The sequence below is a fragment of the Bacillus sp. B1-b2 genome, assembly GCF_009183415.1.
In the GTDB taxonomy this organism is placed as follows: Bacteria; Bacillota; Bacilli; order Bacillales; family Cytobacillaceae; genus Niallia.
Genome location: NZ_WEHU01000001.1, coordinates 283492 through 300872, shown reverse-complemented (window position 1 = coordinate 300872; position 17381 = coordinate 283492). Strand labels below are relative to the sequence as shown.

Sequence of the window (17381 nt, the reverse complement as noted above, 5' to 3'; positions counted from 1 at the left end):
ATGAATACAAGTAAAATGTTCGAAAAAGAGATAAGGGGATATAGAAAATGACAGAAGAATCTTGATAAAGCTGAATTTAAATCTAATAAACGTTAATAACACGCAAAACATGTAAGCAGACATTATTACTAGAATATGGTAATTTACCCAATCTCTATACCAATTTATAATAGTGGTGTCTTTGTTACTAACCTCCTACCAACTTTTTCTTAGATTCAATTGCTCTTCTATCCGTTCTTGTAATTACATGAAGTAGTTTGTTTTTATTTAATGACCCTTCCTCAACTAATTCTCTCATTATTGTATGTATATTTTTTCACATTTAATCTAAATTAATCCATGCTAGTTTAGCTTATCGTTTCACGAAGTCCTTTTTTGTTGGGCACATGAAGCTAGACATATTTCACAGAATCCAAATGCAACACTATAGCTTAATTTAACTATAGTAATGAAAATAAGCCGATTTTATGCAACTCTGTATTAATAGCTGCATAGTATCGGCTCTAAGGATTTACTAGGTTAAGAAAGTTAGCTTTTTGTAGACTTTCTATTTAAAAATGATAGGAAAAGTAAAAATAACGAAAGCTGCCCAAAGTCCGTACACTGGCAAGTACTTAGTAACAGCATCTTGGATAGTTGCAGGCCCAGATTTATTTTGTAGAAAACGGATATAGGAGAGCATAATCCAAATTAGATTTGCCCAGATTAGTATGTTTACTCCTAAAACAGCAAGTCTATTTGGCGTAATTCCATAAGAAGAAAGTCTAAACACAATGGCCGACAAAGCCACACTATCAATGATAAGAGCAAGAACAATTAAGGCAAAATTTATATAATCTGAAAGGTTCTTTTTCTTGTCTGAGTCAATCTCAATAATGGAAAATATGGTAACGGCCAATACACCAAGGAGTATTCCGTTAAAGACTATCAGAAAATTGCGGTCCAAGAATGGATTTTTTCCGACCCATATAACCGTTATAAGATAGACCAACAATGTAATCAGGACAAGAGGACTAAAAATTTTAGCTATATATGGTGTAATATTCTTAGCAAGTTTAAGATTCATTGATACCAGGTATACAGCCACAATAGCGAGAGCAGCAGCACCAAATAAAACAACATTACTAAAATAGAAGTCTTCTATATTAAGGCCAACAAAGCTAAATAGCTGCATGGTTAATGCCGCTAGTATCATTCCGCTAACTGCCATGCTGGCGTAGAGAATACAATATTCTAAATTAAATTTAATATACGCTAATCGTGTACTACCCTTTGCATATTCATTTCCTGTATATGCAAGTCCTATCAATGCCCATAAGAATATGGGTAGGTGTAAATAAGCTAGGATAATACTGTCTTTATCCTTTAATGGCAGCATATTAAGATAAACCCCGGAAATTAGGAACAATGCTGCAAGGGAATAAATAATACTTTTTTTCGGAGTATTATTGTAAACAAAGTAGGCAGCAATAAAGGGAATTATACCAAAAGCCAGATTAATTGGAGCAATTGCTTCCTGTTCGACAAAATGGAAAATGATCCTGGTGCATATCCCGGCTAGAATGGCTAAAATGCCCATGAATAAGAAACCTTTTTGAAACAAAGAAGATTTTTCTGGATATTCCGTCTCCTTGAAATGCAATCTTTCATACCAAACACCAAGAACCTGAGAATCAGGATTTTGTTCCCATGCGTGTGTGAATGACTTTTTAAAAGTTTTCGGGTCTTTTCTAAACATTCTCTCCAGTTCATGAGGGTTAGCAATATTGTCAATAATTAAATGGTTAATGTCCATAGTTATACCTCCTCTAATAATTGTTAAATCAATTTTCCTCGAAATGGTTAACTGTCTTCGTCACTTTTATATTCTAAAATATCTCCAGGCTGACATTCTAAAGCCTTACAAATTGCCTCTAAAGTGGATAATCGAATCGCTTTTGCTTTTCCATTTTTCAATATAGAAAGGTTCGCCATTGTTATTCCAACCTTCTCCGAAAGTTCTGTAACGCTCATTTTCCTTTTTGCTAACATCACATCAATATTGATGATAATTGCCATTTTTATTCACCTCAGACCGTCAAATCATTTTCTGATTTGATATTAATTGCTTCTTGTAAAAGTTTCTGGAGAACAGCCGTAAAGACTGCGATAACCATCGATGCAAAAGGAACAACCAATCCGACAATGATAACTCCTGGTGCATCGTCTAATTCTGCAAAGATAAAGAAAAGTGGCCAAACTAACACATGCAAAATACTGATTGTGATGGCACAGTATTTGATTTTCTTTAAAGCTTTTACAGATAAACTGGAGAAAGCTATGTTTTTGTCAATATAACGTAAGAGTTTAAAAGCCAGATACAAAGCAAAGTAAAAAGGTATCACTGATGCATCAAGAACGGTGAAAACGAGATATTTTATAAAAGCAAACTCTGGAAGCATTTTTGCTGCAAGATTCGCCAGCTCAGGCACCAAAAAGATGCACAGAGCAAGAACTGGGAATCCTAAAAGAATAACAGCTATTTTTAAAAACAATGTTGTTACTTTTTCCATAAAAAGCACCTCTTTTATTTATTCTGTTTTTGATTTTAATCTATTTTTTATTGATTTACAATAAATTTTTATTAATTAATATAATATTTTTATTGCAGGTATTATTTTCAGAAAAAATAAAAAGCATTCCTCATTCGAAGAAAGCTCTATAACTATTATAATAAAGAGAATGTCTAATCCCTTTTGTTTTCAGGTTTTAACGTTCATCATTAAAATTATTATTATGTTTTTGTGAATGAAGTCTATATTATTGGATAAGCACATGTGGTAGCATAAAACAGGAATTTCTTCCTATGCTTTTAGACATATTCCCCTTTGTTACACGTTAACAACTTTTTATTGAACCCGAAAGCTTTTAAATTATAGATCCATTGTTTATCGCCACGACTTTTGTCAATCTCTTTAGTTTTTTAGCCATTCCATACAGTAAACTACCCCTACCATGTAAAATGTCATCTCGCTAATTCTTGTTATTGTTCAGTTCATCCAACTGTTAACACGATACTCCATGATGGTACAACCATGAGCTCTCGATTTTCAATTAAATCATTTTCTTTTTGTCTCATTCTAAAATCCTCACTTTCTTTTTATTCATTAGATTTATGTATCTGTGTCGTTACCATCTTTAACATTACGAGCTTTGTCATTGACTTTAGTTTGTGGGTTTTGCAGTATCATAAGTCTTCCTGCCACTTAAAATGTCATCTCGCCTATTTATCGTACTTTTCACAAAATCCAAATATAAAATCAATACTCCAAGTACATGAGCTCTGAATCTCATTTAAGCATTGTTTATGTTGCTCACACATCTTTCCTTTTTATTACTAACCATATATATTTGTATGTTGCCAACTTTAGCATTACTTGCTTTGTCATTCTCGTGTGCAAATCAAATATAGACCAAGTAATAAGGTGTGGTTGTATTTTTTAACTGTCACTGCAACCAATCTCGTAAGTTTGCTAACCATCATGAGTTTTTGATTCAAAAGTGATATTGTTTTAACCTTAAAATTCTTAAAGTCAAAAAACCTTGAAGGCATATTAAGCCAATCAAGGTTTTAAGTTTCTCTCTGAATTAACTTTTATTGGACCATAATTAACAATTAAAATATGCCTTCAAGAAATCAAAAAACGATGACCAACTTTCCTTTAACTCACCTTTAATAAGTAGTTCATCTCCAGCCTCAAAATTAACTATATAAACTTTATCTGTTACAGTATCCAGTACTAATACAGCATTTGCTGACATTTCACTTAAAACCAGATATTGCTTTGGAAAACCCTGTTCTTTTCTAGAAATGAGTGTGTATGATTCAATATTGTTTTCTTCATCTGCTATATCTAGTAATTCAAAGGGTACATGCTCTTCCCAAAAAGGGCCTGCATACTGGATATAAAATTCTTGGAAAGTATCCGATGCGTTTACACCTAGTCTTATTAAAGCATCCTGTACTAGATTGCTATCTTCACGTTTATATATTTCTTCTCCTAGAACTTCATTTAGCCTCTCAGGTAATATACTCATTAATCCAATTTAAAAGCAATAATTTTTCCCTCTGGATAATCACCACTCCAACCGCAAGGAAAAGCGCCAAGTTGATATATCTCAAACAATTCTTCAAAAAAAGAGCTATTCTTTCCGTTTATCGCTCTATTAATGGCACAATTAGTAAGGTCAGCTACAACATCGTTATAAAATATACTATATTCAAATGAGCTTTTTCTCACATTATCAGCAATAACTTCTAATAATTCTTCCAATCCTTTAGGCTTTTCGTTTTCTGACATTGTGTAATAAATACCCCAAACTTCACTCATTTCCAATTCTCTGATATCTTTCCAATTATACTCATCCTCGCCAAAAATCTCATCATAAGCTAAATGTTCGGCTTTTTTTATATCATTAATAATATTAATTTTATTGGAAATATTATTAGAATGTTGGCTCTGGAAATTTTTCGAGAACTGAATTACATCTTCAACTAAATTATTAAATACACCATAGTTCATTCCTTATTATACCACCTTTCCCAAAGGTCAACTGTTGCCCCTCCTCCTCTTTTCCATACAGGGGTCGTAACCTCTTTGTCCATTTTTTCTTTTTTGTATTGTTCCATTCCAATTTCCTTAATCCTTTTAAGTTCATTTTCAAGGTAATTATCCTGCATGTATAGTGGTAATCCCTTTTCTTGAAGTAGTATTAACTTTTGTCAAACTTCTTTACTTTCGAATCATAAAGATCCCACAAAGATTCCATTTTCTTTTCCAGTATTCGTTTCGTAGAGTTCAGGTCACCATGTATGCCTTCTATCCGTTGTTTATTATAGCTGCTCCTCTCTTTTTCTTCTGGTGTAACATCATCAAACATACTGAACAAAAAGCTCGGGGACTTATTTGTTTCCATTGTTGCACGATATAGATGTTTATTTACCCCTGATTCCATCTGGGTAAGATTCCACCAGATATCATTACGATCCACCCTCATCATACTGTTTCTCGCAAGAGGTTTAATATAAGCAGTAGAATCACTCACATAGTTCTCAAATAAGGTTAGAAGATCATCTATCTGATTTTCATAGCTTTTAATATGCTTCTTTGACTTCTGCATACGATCATCCCATGCATCCAAACTCTTTCCTTCATTATTCTCAACATACACAGCGATAGTCTTTAGGGAATCATCCATCTGGTGTAGAGCATCCTTGTATGTATGCAGCTGTTCGATAATCTGATCTAGGACGCCATAATTGATTTGTATATCTCTCTTCATGACTGACCAATCCGAATCATCTTGCCTACTTTTTCATCTGTAGCTAGTATCTTTTTTCCCAGTGCATGAATGTCTTCCAAACTCTTTGCCCTTAGGTATAATAAACTTCTTTAAAGGACGAGTTCAGCCTTAAGATCTAAATCTGCAAATTCATCGATTGCCAGACGGTATCTAACTTTTAATCCATTTGATAAAAAGACTATCATCTGCGTTGCACTCTCCATAGCGAGTGTTATTAACTGCTTTCTATGTTTCAAACCTCTCACTTCCCTCCCTGGTCTTTCACATATATATAATTATAAATGAACAAAATGGAAATTGTATGGTAAAAAATAGCTAAATCCTTTAGGCACTGTCTATATCATTAGATGAATCACCTGATATTGATGGTAATTTACTATCCTTAAATCTGTAATAAACTTTACTACTTCATAGCCTTATAGATGGGAACCTCTTTAACTTCTATCTGGTGTCCCACCAACAAAAGGGGCAAATCATACGCTAAGCAAATTCGGCTTATTATTTATTGAATAAGAGGGCGCAGCGAATGTAAACTTGCCACTTTCTTCATATCAAAGGTGTATTCTCCAAGAAAATTGATATGTTCCTATCCCAATAGAGAAATATGTTTTAGTAAGGTGTCCCGTAAATCCCCTTTTATGGTCATGCCTATTCCCCCAGTTTTATGCCATTTCTCATATATCTGAAAAAACTAACTCATCCTATTACAAGCTACCTTTATTCTATTGAATCAAGGGGAATGGAATATTTTATAACAAAAAGTTGAGTTTCTTCATTATATATTTTTTTCTGAACAAGAATTATTAATATGAGTAATTCCCTTAGTGGCTATTAATTTCTAATTAAATCATTTTGGTTGCGTAGAATTTTATGATTGAACTCACTAGTTGAGTAGAAGGGAAACCTCACAGAACCGTGCTTGCACTACTATGCACACGGCTGCTCCTATTCAACATCTACAAATATTCCAAGCTTCTAGTAATTCTAATAATAACTATTTCCAATTGTTTAAGTGATTGTATCGATTCCTTCAAACCACATGTTTTTTTCTATATAAAAAATACCTTATTACAATTTGAATGTAATAAGGTATGATTAACGAGCACTTTGAAAAAGAATTTAAAGTATTAAATCAACTTACTTTTTCCCTGCTTTCTTCCAATTCTTCTGGTGTTTTTAAGTAAGGTGTCAGAATCGCACTTAATACATAGAATCCTGCATAAATGAAAATGACTACACCAGCACCAAATGGTTGAAAGAAAAGGGTTACAATTGCAGGAGCAATAAATGTACTTAATCCCGCACCTAAATTAAGAATAGACATGGCAGCACCTTTATTGTCTGGCGCTAATAATGGAAATAATGCCGAAAGAGGAACATATCCAGCCATTGCGACTCCACACAAACTAAGAGTTGCAGTCATTAACCAATAATTATGTCCAATCATTTGTGGCATAAAGTAGACTAATATAAGTACAGCAGCATAAAAATATCCGCCAACCCATTTAATAGTAGTTCTCCATCCCCATTTATCCCCTAGATATCCAAACAATAAGTTAGCAAAAATTGCAACAGTGAACACGGTGGACCACATACGTAGCCATTCCGTTGTTGAATAACCAAATTCTAATAGATAAATTGGCAAGAATAGAAGTAATCCGTACTGAGCAAAGCCATTTATTGATTTTACTATTAAACCTAAAGAAATGACTGGTCTCTTTAATATTGTTATCGCTTTCGCAAACTCGGACAAAGAAATTTGTGTAATTTCAGAAGCCGGAACCTTGTCTTTGTTTATAACAATTGCTAAAAATGCGCCAATTACAGTAAAAAGGATCCCTGACCAAAGTACATTTATATGCCCCAATACTGGAATAAAGAGAGATGCATAAAATGGACCTGCTACACTAAGACCTAAAGAAAACATAAACCAAAACCATCCAGCAGCACTACTTCGTCTTTCTATTGGTGTACTGTAATTTATCCATACTAAGAAGGAATAAGCAAACATAGGATAACCAAACCCTCTAATAGCATAGAACGGAATCATTAATGAAAGATTTAATGAATACATACCTAATCCAATAAATCCAACACTACCTATCAAGAAAGCGATTACACCGAATAACATAGCTTTACGTGGCCCGAGAGTCTGAACAAAGACGCCGGAAAGCCATGCTGAAATTGTAACAGTAACACCGTAAACTGTGATTAACAAGGAGGCATGTGTGACAGACATGCCTTCTTCCACCAAATATGGAACAATCCATGCCTGCTCAATACCATCGCCAATCATAAACAACATTAAACCAATGTATCCCCACAACAAATTCTTAGGTAATCCAATTTTTTCTATCATTTTTTTCATCTCCTGTTTACAAAATTTTATGATAGGAAAGAGTCTAATAAAAATTGCTGTACTTTTACACCATTTTTTTCCTTAATTAGCTGCTCTATGTTTTCCATTCCTATTTTTGAAATTAAACTATCTAGCGCTTTGTAAATTTTTATATTTTGTTCACATTCAGCTACAGGATCTTCTCTAAGTGGGAATGTATCAAAATAAATAAGACCTGTATAACTATATTTTTTTGCATAATAGATAAATTCTAATGTTTGCATAAGATGAACACTGCCTAACATAATTCCATCATCTGCATCCTTGTATCCATCATTTAAGTGGAATCCCATTAGACGATTTTTTCGAGCAGCTAGTGCAACGGAATAAGCTGGATTCTCTTTCTTCATTAACATATGACAAAAATCTAAAGTAACACCTACATTAGGTAGTCCTACTTCTTCTACAAGTAATAAAGATAAACCAATGTCTCCAACAAGTGAAAAAGATCTAGGTTCATAAGGCTTGTATTCAAAACTTATATTCATTTCTGGATATTCAGAAGCTATCTCTTTTAATGCTGATACTGTTTGAATCCATGCCTCTTCATAATCCAACTGAAAGGAATAATCAAATCCGTCATTTGCAAGCCAAACAGTTGTAGTTGTTCCGCCAAGTTGTTGACAGACTTCAATTGCTTCTTTTGTAGTCTTGATTGCCTTCCCTCTAATTTCTTCATTAGTATTTGTGAATTCTCCATTCAAGTACGTATCATCAAATCGCAAAGCAATACCACTCACTTGAAGACTACATTCAGAAATAGCCTCTTTAATTTCATTTAAGGTATTAGATTTAAAATGTTCCGGATAATTAAGCTCTACATGTGTTAACCCATTTACAGTAGACATTCTATTAATGAGATCAACTGTGGTCAATTGTTTATCTTTTGGGAAAAATAATTCTTTTTGAGCTTTAAATGAATTTAATCGTGTAGAAAATATCATATAATCGTATCCCCTTTTTCTTTTTCATTACATATAAAATCGAATAAACAATTTCATATGATTGTACTTACAGTCTATAAATACTTTACTATTTTGTAAATGAAAATAAATTATATTACTAAAAATATTTTATTTACCGTAAAAACCACTTAATAATTTTACTTTTGTGTTTTTTAAAGTAAAATTTATATTTCCCTTTTTTGAAAAATGGTGATATTATTAACTCAAATAATTGATAGAAAGGAGATACCGAAGTTTGAGTCAAAAATCATTATCAGGAAAAGAATGTATATTACTTGCGCGTAGCATCTCTCCTTCTCTTGGCAATAAAGAACGAAGAGTAACTTCATTTATCAGCAATAACTACCAAGAGTTAGCGAAAAGTACCATTAGTGAAGTCGCTGTCCATCTTAATGTAAGCGAAGCCACTATAACGAAAGTATGCAAAAAACTAAAATGTAAAGGTTTTTATGAATTAAAAAAAGCCATTGAGTTATACGTCAATGGTCAAAAAGAAGAGGATCAGAATGATTTGGATTCAGAATTTACACGGAAAGATTCAAACAAAGTCATTCTCGAAAAGGTAATGTTAAATGCTATTCTTGCCATACAGGATACGCTAGACATTGTGGATTATGTAGCATTTGATAAGGCAGCAGAAATTTTACGTAATAAGTCTGAAGAAAAAAAAATATTTTTAGTTGGAAACGGTGGATCTGCCATACTTTGTGAAGATTTCCAACATAAACTTCTTAAAATTGGTATCTTTGCTCATGTTTATAAAGATACTCACATGCAATTTATGTTTACATCACTCGTAAATAAAGGAGATATAGTCTTGGGAATTTCCCACACAGGTGCTACAAAAAACATTGTTCAAATCTTAAAATTAGCTCAACTTAAAGAAGCTCATACCATTAGCCTCACTAATTACATGAATAGTCCTATTACAGAAGTATCAGACGTGAGTCTAGTTTCCACAGCGAAAAATCATCCCATCACTGGTGAGAATGCTTCTGCTAGAATTGTTCAGCTAAGTATTCTAGACGCTTTATATACTAGTTTAGCTTTAAAAGATTCAGGTGGATCAAATAAAAATTTACTGTTAACAAGTGATGCAGTTAAACAATACCGTCAATAGGAGGATAAATAATGAATAATCAACAGGTGGTCGTTATTGGTAGCCTTAACTACGATCTATTATTAAAACAAAAACGCTTACCTCAAAAAGGGGAAACATTTATGGCAGATAGTTTGATTCAAGGACCAGGAGGTAAAGGGGCAAACCAAGCAGTACAATGTGCTAAATTAGGATTATCGACTTCAATGATTGGAAAAGTTGGGGAAGATAGATTTGGCGAAGCATTAATCGGATCCTTACAAGCTTCAGGAACTAATGTTGATTTTATAAATAAAAAAGGAACAACAGGGATGGGGATTGTGAATGTTCTTCCTGATGGAGACTATCATAGTACATTATTAAGGGGAGCAAACTATCTCATTACAAAAGAAGATATTGACCGGAGCTTAGATGTTATCACAAGTTGCCAATATATATTGCTGCAACAAGAAATCCCAAGTGAAATTGTTGATTACATAATTGAGAAAACCAAGGATGTTGAATGCCAGATTGTATTGAATAATGCACCAGCACGTGAAATAAATGACACAAGTCTATCTGCTATTAATATTCTTGTGGTTAACGAAACGGAAGCTGAGTTTATGAGTGGCTCTCAAGTAGATTCCATTAAAACTGCTCATAAGGTCGCTGAATTACTAGTAAGTAAAGTGAAGGATATTGTTATTCTAACTTTAGGTTCACTAGGGGTTGTTATTGCAACAAAAAAGGAAACCTTTTATACACCAGCCAATAAAGTAGATGCAATAGATGCAACTGGAGCTGGAGACTCCTTTATTGGTGCGTTTGTCTTCTGTTTATTAGAAGGATATAGTTTGAAAAAAGCGGCAGAAGTAGCTACTTTAGTCAGCTCTATGACTGTTTCGAGGTCTGGAGGAAGTGAATCCTTTCCAACATTGGCTGAACTAAACGAACATGCTTTATTTCAAAAATCTTAAAAATTTCTCTATAGAAACTTCTATTAACAGTACTTACCCCCTTGCTTAATGGGGGTTCATCTTAGTTTCATAACAACTAACACAGTGAATATCAACTTTGATAAACAAATACTAATGCTAAACTACAATTTAGAGACATTAAAAGCCTTTATTTCTACAATAATAAGCGTATCCTTCCTAGGCTTAATTATGATATAAATAAAGTTTATTTAAAGAAAACACATAGAAAGCCCTCGGAGCAAATTCCAAAGGCTTTCAACCTGCCAAATTTCATTTCATAATCCTATGTTAATTTAAGTCTCACAAAATTCAGCTACGTTGAAAAGTACTTTTATCTTATTGAATTACCTTTGTGAATCTACTTTCTGTAGAATATCTATCTTTCCAAAACTCGTTTGAAAAAATAAAGATATGGGAACCATGATCTTTCAAACTGACCCCTTTCAATAAAACTCGATTAATAATATAGCATTGTATCTACATTTGCTAAAGTTTCCTTGTTTATACCTTTAATCCTATTTACCTGCTTCTTAGCAGAGTAACTTAAATAATTAGTATTCAGCTTTTTCACTTGTGTTTCATCCAAGGCTTTAATGTAATTATTGAATATCAAATAGTTATATCCTTTTTTGGGATTAGAAGAAAAACTATCATAAACAAAATACCTTGAGTATATTAAATCGCTCAACTCTTCAAATTTTTCACTATTCAATAATATTGCTGTAGAGCATATAAACAACTCTCAGATTAAGTATTTATACTGATCATATTGTATTTCATAATACTGTCCAGTTTCGCTAGATTTAATGTCTATAAATTCATTATACATACTTTCGAAAATTTTTTCCCATCAGGATTTTTTCTTTGGTGATTTATTATTCTATTTTGCTGCTAGTAGATAAATCCGAAAACCTGAATTAACTTTATATGTTTTGAATCCCACTTATCTCCTAACACTCATTTTTCTTAATATTCCTCTTTAACTTATTTAATCTAATAAATTTTGCTAGTAAGAAAAGTGTACAATCAAGCAGTTTACGGTAAAAATGAACACAAGAAACTAACCAGCATTCGGTAAATTTAAGAAAAGTTAGATGGTAAACACGTAATATAGAATTTTTACTATTCTAATTCTAACCCATTCGTAAGAATTACATCCTTATACCAGTCAAAAGACTTCTTCTTTTTTCTTTCTAATGTTCCGTTACCATAATCATCTTGATCAACATAGATAAATCCATAGCGTTTGGACATTTCTGACGTTGATGCACTGATCAAGTCAATAACACCCCCATGTAGTATATCCTAATACTTCTACGCCATCTTTGATTGCTTCATTCATTTGAATAATAGAGGTCTTTAAGTATTTAATACGATAATCATCTTGAATTGAACCGTCTTCTTCCACTTTATCGATTGCACCTGATCCATTTTCTACAACCAATAATGGAATCTGATAGCGATCATACATTTTCTTTAAGATGATTCGGAGTCCATTCGGATAGATGCTCCAACCCCAATCAGTCTCTAAATAGGGATTGGAGTGACCTTTGTATAAATTCACATTCCCTTGTAATTTATTGGCTGATTTACTCGGTACTACCCTAATGTAATAACTAAGAGATATAAAGTCGACAGGATATTGAACTAATATTTCTTTGTCACCTGGAGCCATTTCAATATTAATATTATTTTCAGCAAAATAACGATTCATATAACCAGGATAATAACCGCGTACTTGAACATCTGTAAAAAAAAGATTTTTTTGATTTTCCTCTAGAGCTGTAAGTATATCCTCTGGACTGCTTGTAGATGGATATGATTCAATTCGGGCAAGCATACATCCGATTAAAGCATTAGGGATTATTTCATGGCATATTTTAACTACTTTAGCACTAGCAACAAACTGATGATGAAGTGCTTGGTAGACCCCTTGTTCTACATTTTCAAGTCGATTAATTAGTATACCACTACCATTATATGGAGAAATTGTAGAAACATTGATTTCATTAAATGTTATCCAATATTTCACTTTACCTTTATATCTATTGAATACTACTTTAGCGTATTGAACAAAATAGTCAATTACTCGGCGATCTGTCCAACCGTTATACTTCTGAACCAAATGAAGGGGCATTTCGAAATGAGATAATGTTACAAGTGGCTCGATATCATTCTTCAATAGCTCGTCAAAGATTTTGTCATAAAAGACTAATCCATCTTCATTTGGCATCTGTTCATCCCCATTAGGAAAAATTCGTGGCCAAGAAATAGACATGCGTAATGTTTTGAATCCCATCTCCCCAAACAAAGCAATATCTTCCTTATACCGATGATAAAAATCGATTCCGCGGCGTTTTGGAAAATCTTCATCTCTCATTTCTGACATTACACTTTTTAATTCTTTTTCACTTTTAACCCCCATCAAACTCTCTGGATTTCTTTTATCTTGAGGGATAAATTTCAACATATCAGAAGTTGACAATCCTTTTCCTCCTTGCTTATAAGCACCTTCTATCTGATTTGCCGCAGTAGATCCTCCCCAAAGAAAACTTTTTGGAAAATGATAACTCTTTCCCATCATAAACCCTCCAAAATTTTAGTGCTGTGTAACTATATTTCTTAGCATTGACCTGTTAAATCTAGTTCTAGTAGCAATTTACATAATTCAATGTATTTTTTTCACTCGTTTTTGCTCTATACAGCTAATTATCGGCTTTTTTTATTAGTTCATTTATTAGTTGTATTTTCATTATAGTAACTTAAAATTCCTATATTAACTGACAAGTGAAAATCCATCCCTTACCTTTCAATCCAACAATCATAATTGTTTGAAAAACAAACCTTCCGATATAAAACATGCTGGGTTTAGAGCGGAAAATTTATATTTCAGTTGTAGCACCGTACCTATCTGAAGGTATTTTACTGGGATGAACAGTTTGATTTAGCGAACGAATACGATTCAGTAACTTCTGTATTTACTACCTCAACTAATGGTGTTTATTCCTTTTCTTCATCTATTCAATACGTTCCTAATATCTCCATAGATCTTCAAGTTGCTGCTCGATACATTATTAACGGTCAGATGCTCTTGAACCATACTACATACTGGTGTAACTGCGTCTAATCGTTCGATCATTGAAGTAAATGACATCCTAAAGCTAAACGCAGGAGATACAGTTGAGGTTTACTTTGCAAGTAGTGTTCCAGGAGTAACCTCATCTGCCGATAATCACTTTGCGGCAGCCAGATTTCCCTCTCCATCTTAATTTACAACCTTATTTCTTTATTGATTATGTTCCGGTATAAGTCTTTAGGGCATCTTGAAGCAAGGTATCGAGAACCTCTTCTTGACGGATTTGTTCCAGTTATATGCCAATTAAGATTAACAATATCACCTTTTTTAAATTTGAATGACCTAATTCATTGAAAACGTGAAATAGCAAACGTAGGATTTACTTCTTATTACAGAGGTTGTAATAATTAGTTAGAAGTAGGCAAACCAGTGAAAAAATCATTACAAATGTAAAAATACCCTTACAGTTTCTACTGAAATGATATGTAAGGGTAAAGAGACATTCGAATTAGGATAGATTGTGTAATATTCTTCTTGATTTCAAATGGAACTTTATAAAATAAATCTATTTATTTGCTTTTTCAGTTCATTTGCCAAACTATTTAAACGAGTTGCACTTATTGCAACGTCCTCCATAGAACTACTTGACTGTTCTACGGTAGCAGCTGTTTCTTCAATTCCTGCTGCTGATTCCTCTGAGACAGAGGCAATTTCAGAAATGGATGTATTAATAATACCACTATTCTTTGCAATATTTTCTAAGGTATCAGAAATTACTTGAACACCATTTGAAGTAATGGAAAGAGAACGTTCAATTTCCTCAAAGGTTTCTCCAGTAGTAACAATCTGATGTTTACCAAACTCTACCTCCTTATAACCAACTTCTAAAGAATGGACAACTAAATCTGTCTCTTTCTGAATATCACCCACTATATCAGTGATATCTGTAACTGAAAATGAAACTTGTTCTGCCAATTTTCTCACCTCGTCTGCTACTACAGCAAAACCTTTACCATGCTCTCCTGCTCGGGCAGCCTCAATAGCAGCATTTAATGCCAATAAGTTTGTTTGCTCTGCAATAGATTTAATTACACCAACCAATTTTGAAACTTCTTGTGATTTATTATCAAGTCCTTTAACCATTTGTACAGCTTCTTTGACTATACGGTCAATAACTTCCATTTGTTTAACCGAATCAATCATTAATTTACTTCCTTCTTTAGTCAATCCTAATAATTGCTGTGATGATGAATAGACATTTTCACCATTAGAATTTGCTTCTTTAACTTCATTAGAGAAATCCGACATTGTATTAGAAAGTTCAACTGTTATATCAACTTGCTTTTCAGAACCTATTGCTAACTCTTGCATAGTCACTGATATTTGATTACTACTCTCTTTTACCTCATAGGATGTTTTTGTTAAACTGTTGCTTTGGTTAGAGAGATTATTTGATACAGAGCTTATACTGTGCAGCATTTCTCTTAAATTTTCGTTGACTTCATTAGAGGAGTTAACCAACGCGCCAATTTCATCCTGAGTATTAACTTTTAAAGCCGCGTTACTTAAATCACCTTTTGCTATTGAATCCATACGTTCTTTTAGTTTACTAATTGGCTTAGAAATATTTCTTGGTATTACAACAGATAAAATCATTATAATTATTAATAATACTATGCCAGATACCAAAGAAATAGTTAGTGTAATATCAGCTTGCTTTAATGCCTGTTTACTATATTGTTGACTCTGTTCGCCTTTTTCTAAAGCTAACTTTGTCATCTGGTCAATAACTTTAACCATTATAGGTTCAATTTCATTGTTAAGTATCTGCCGAGCTTCTTCAATCTTGCCTGCTTCATAAGTTGGAAATAATCTTTCTTCAATTAATTTATAAACACTATTTGTTTGTTCAGCAACTTCTTTAATAGTTATCTCATCGGACTCTTTTAATAATTCAGCTTGAATCGCCAAACTGGGTTGCTTCAGATTAAAATATATTTCTTTATACTTATCTTCCCCCGAAAGCAAATAACCCCTCAGCTCAGCTTGTTGCTGAGTAATAATACCTAACAATGAAAAGTCAGATGACATTAAAGGAATATCTTCAGATAATTGTTTCGTATTTTCACCCATTTTATTGATTGAATTAATTAAATACGCACCAAACATAAAAGCTATCATTGAAATTAATAAAAAGGAAGCAATTAGTTTAGTCCTAATGCTTCTAAAGTTAAATTTACTCATACTTTCCCCTCACTTTATATATCAAGTTACTTAAAACTTATATCGACACATTTATAGTTATTTAGAGCAAATATAACAATTGACTGGGTCTTCTGGAATAAGATTCTTCACCTTATCTATGTTTTGTGGGACAGTTAAATGGTTCATCAAATAGGCAATAACCTTTTCAAAGTTTTTATCTGCTATTTCAATATCTACTCATAAGTTGCTTCACCAGTCAGCATATCCCCCCTGACAGAGGCAGATTGTTCTCTAACATTTATCTTTAGATCCTTAGCTCTGGTCCAAATTATGAGTTTGGACGTCAATCAATGTAGAATGACTGGCATCAGTATTCTTAAAACTTATATAATTAACAACTGAACTGTCTTAATTGCCAGCAGTGACAATACTATCCCAAAAGCAGTTAAAAGATTTTTAGATACTGTGTAATTCATTGTTGACCTTCTTTCTTATTATAAAATATTGTTTTCTCTCCTTTAATTTCGGACAATGACCTATTCATTTTAATTTTTCTACCATTTTTCCAATCTTAAAATGGAGAAATGTGTCAGAAACGTGTCAGAGATTACATAACTTAACTAGATACTTTTTTATTCCTAAATTGTTTCATTTTTTTACTGTTTTCTGTGAAAATAAAATTTTCTATTAGAATACCAATATGTATTCAAAAGCGATCATTTCCCTGTACTTTTTTTAGAAGTTACAATAAAACTCTCCAATGGAATGATGAAAAGTCTCGAGAAGTATAGAATAGAAAAAAATGAAGGAGAAGGACATGGAGAAAAGAAGGGGATAACTCTATGGAACCTGTAAAAAGACTGAGAAAAGCCTAATATAGTAACATTAAGCAGCTTTATACACACCTCCATTCTACCATTATTCAAAAGAAATTCAGGAGACTTTTTTAGTAGAAATTAATAGATAAAACTATTAAAACCTTGGGGTAGAAGGAAGAAATGATCAAAGCACTTTATAAAAACTAAAAAAAAATAGGTACTTAATTTTTACGGGTTATCTAAGGGTCCAACGTCACTCAATACATATCTAGAAAGTCCCGCTTTCATCCAGAAGGGACAATCATAAACTGCAACTACCTTGGCTTGTCCCGCCATCCACGTAGGTTTTTTCCCAATGTCAACAATTAGCTCTGGAGGATGGGAAGGTGAAAATTCAATGTGATAAGCCACAAGACGAGGCGGCAATGCAAAAATAACACTCACTATTTGTCCCCCTCCCTCTTTCCATTAGATAGCTTTGTTTCAACCGTATATCTCCAGCTTCATCAAGACGAATTTTC

General features: G+C 32.9%; 14 protein-coding genes and 1 pseudogene. 2 read left to right on the top strand and 13 right to left on the bottom strand.

What is annotated here, in order from left to right:
• Nucleotides 1-547 precede the first annotated feature (547 nt).
• From F9279_RS01490 to F9279_RS01455, 9 genes are all read right to left on the bottom strand, one after another.
• On the bottom strand, nt 548-1795 hold the full coding sequence (locus F9279_RS01490; RefSeq protein ID WP_152110852.1) for a DUF4153 domain-containing protein: 1248 nt from the start codon (nt 1793-1795) through the stop codon (nt 548-550).
• Between the two features lie 47 nt (nt 1796-1842).
• A complete protein-coding gene (locus tag F9279_RS01485; protein WP_017153334.1) occupies nt 1843-2058 on the bottom strand; it encodes a helix-turn-helix domain-containing protein in 216 nt (71 codons plus the stop codon).
• Nucleotides 2059-2069: 11 nt separating this feature from the next.
• Entirely contained in the window at nt 2070-2552 is a 483-nt protein-coding gene (locus F9279_RS01480; RefSeq protein ID WP_152110851.1) for a DUF2975 domain-containing protein, read from the bottom strand.
• A 1096-nt stretch (nt 2553-3648) separates the two neighbouring features.
• A complete protein-coding gene (locus tag F9279_RS01475) occupies nt 3649-4077 on the bottom strand; it encodes an SMI1/KNR4 family protein (RefSeq protein ID WP_152110850.1) in 429 nt (142 codons plus the stop codon).
• Nucleotides 4077-4562 carry a hypothetical protein gene (locus F9279_RS01470; protein WP_152110849.1) on the bottom strand — a complete coding sequence of 162 codons (486 nt, stop codon included), beginning with the start codon at nt 4560-4562 and terminating at the stop codon, nt 4077-4079. Before F9279_RS01470 ends, F9279_RS01475 begins: the two co-directional genes overlap by 1 nt.
• The gene (locus F9279_RS01465) at nt 4559-4720 is read right to left on the bottom strand and encodes a hypothetical protein (RefSeq protein WP_226793094.1); all 162 of its coding nucleotides are present in this window, start codon (nt 4718-4720) and stop codon (nt 4559-4561) included. The genes F9279_RS01470 and F9279_RS01465 overlap by 4 nt, the downstream gene beginning before the upstream one ends.
• A 32-nt stretch (nt 4721-4752) precedes the next feature.
• On the bottom strand, nt 4753-5322 hold the full coding sequence (locus F9279_RS24840) for a hypothetical protein (RefSeq protein WP_193224404.1): 570 nt from the start codon (nt 5320-5322) through the stop codon (nt 4753-4755).
• 1153 nt (nt 5323-6475) lie between these two features.
• Nucleotides 6476-7711, bottom strand: a complete 1236-nt coding sequence (locus F9279_RS01460; RefSeq protein WP_413463179.1) for an MFS transporter — start codon at nt 7709-7711, stop codon at nt 6476-6478.
• A 17-nt stretch (nt 7712-7728) separates the two neighbouring features.
• Complete coding sequence (locus F9279_RS01455) at nt 7729-8685, bottom strand: sugar phosphate isomerase/epimerase family protein (protein ID WP_152110847.1); 957 nt, start codon at nt 8683-8685, stop codon at nt 7729-7731.
• Between the two features lie 256 nt (nt 8686-8941).
• Here F9279_RS01455 and F9279_RS01450 point away from each other — a divergent pair, with 256 nt between their 5' ends.
• Both F9279_RS01450 and F9279_RS01445 read left to right on the top strand, forming a co-directional pair.
• Nucleotides 8942-9826 carry an SIS domain-containing protein gene (locus tag F9279_RS01450; protein WP_193224388.1) on the top strand — a complete coding sequence of 295 codons (885 nt, stop codon included), beginning with the start codon at nt 8942-8944 and terminating at the stop codon, nt 9824-9826.
• A gap of 11 nt (nt 9827-9837) precedes the next feature.
• Nucleotides 9838-10761, top strand: coding sequence for a ribokinase (locus F9279_RS01445; RefSeq protein WP_152110845.1), 924 nt, complete (start codon nt 9838-9840; stop codon nt 10759-10761).
• A gap of 457 nt (nt 10762-11218) precedes the next feature.
• Here the strand turns inward: F9279_RS01445 and F9279_RS24835 are convergent, their stop codons facing one another.
• The 4 genes and pseudogenes from F9279_RS24835 to F9279_RS24830 form a co-directional block, all read right to left on the bottom strand.
• On the bottom strand, nt 11219-11473 hold the full coding sequence (locus F9279_RS24835) for a hypothetical protein (protein ID WP_193224387.1): 255 nt from the start codon (nt 11471-11473) through the stop codon (nt 11219-11221).
• Between the two features lie 410 nt (nt 11474-11883).
• Nucleotides 11884-13345 (bottom strand): annotated as a pseudogene (locus F9279_RS01440) (glycoside hydrolase family 1 protein).
• 1044 nt (nt 13346-14389) lie between these two features.
• Complete coding sequence (locus F9279_RS01435) at nt 14390-15493, bottom strand: methyl-accepting chemotaxis protein (RefSeq protein WP_413463183.1); 1104 nt, start codon at nt 15491-15493, stop codon at nt 14390-14392.
• 1595 nt (nt 15494-17088) lie between these two features.
• Complete coding sequence (locus tag F9279_RS24830; RefSeq protein ID WP_193224386.1) at nt 17089-17304, bottom strand: hypothetical protein; 216 nt, start codon at nt 17302-17304, stop codon at nt 17089-17091.
• Nucleotides 17305-17381: the final 77 nt, after the last annotated feature.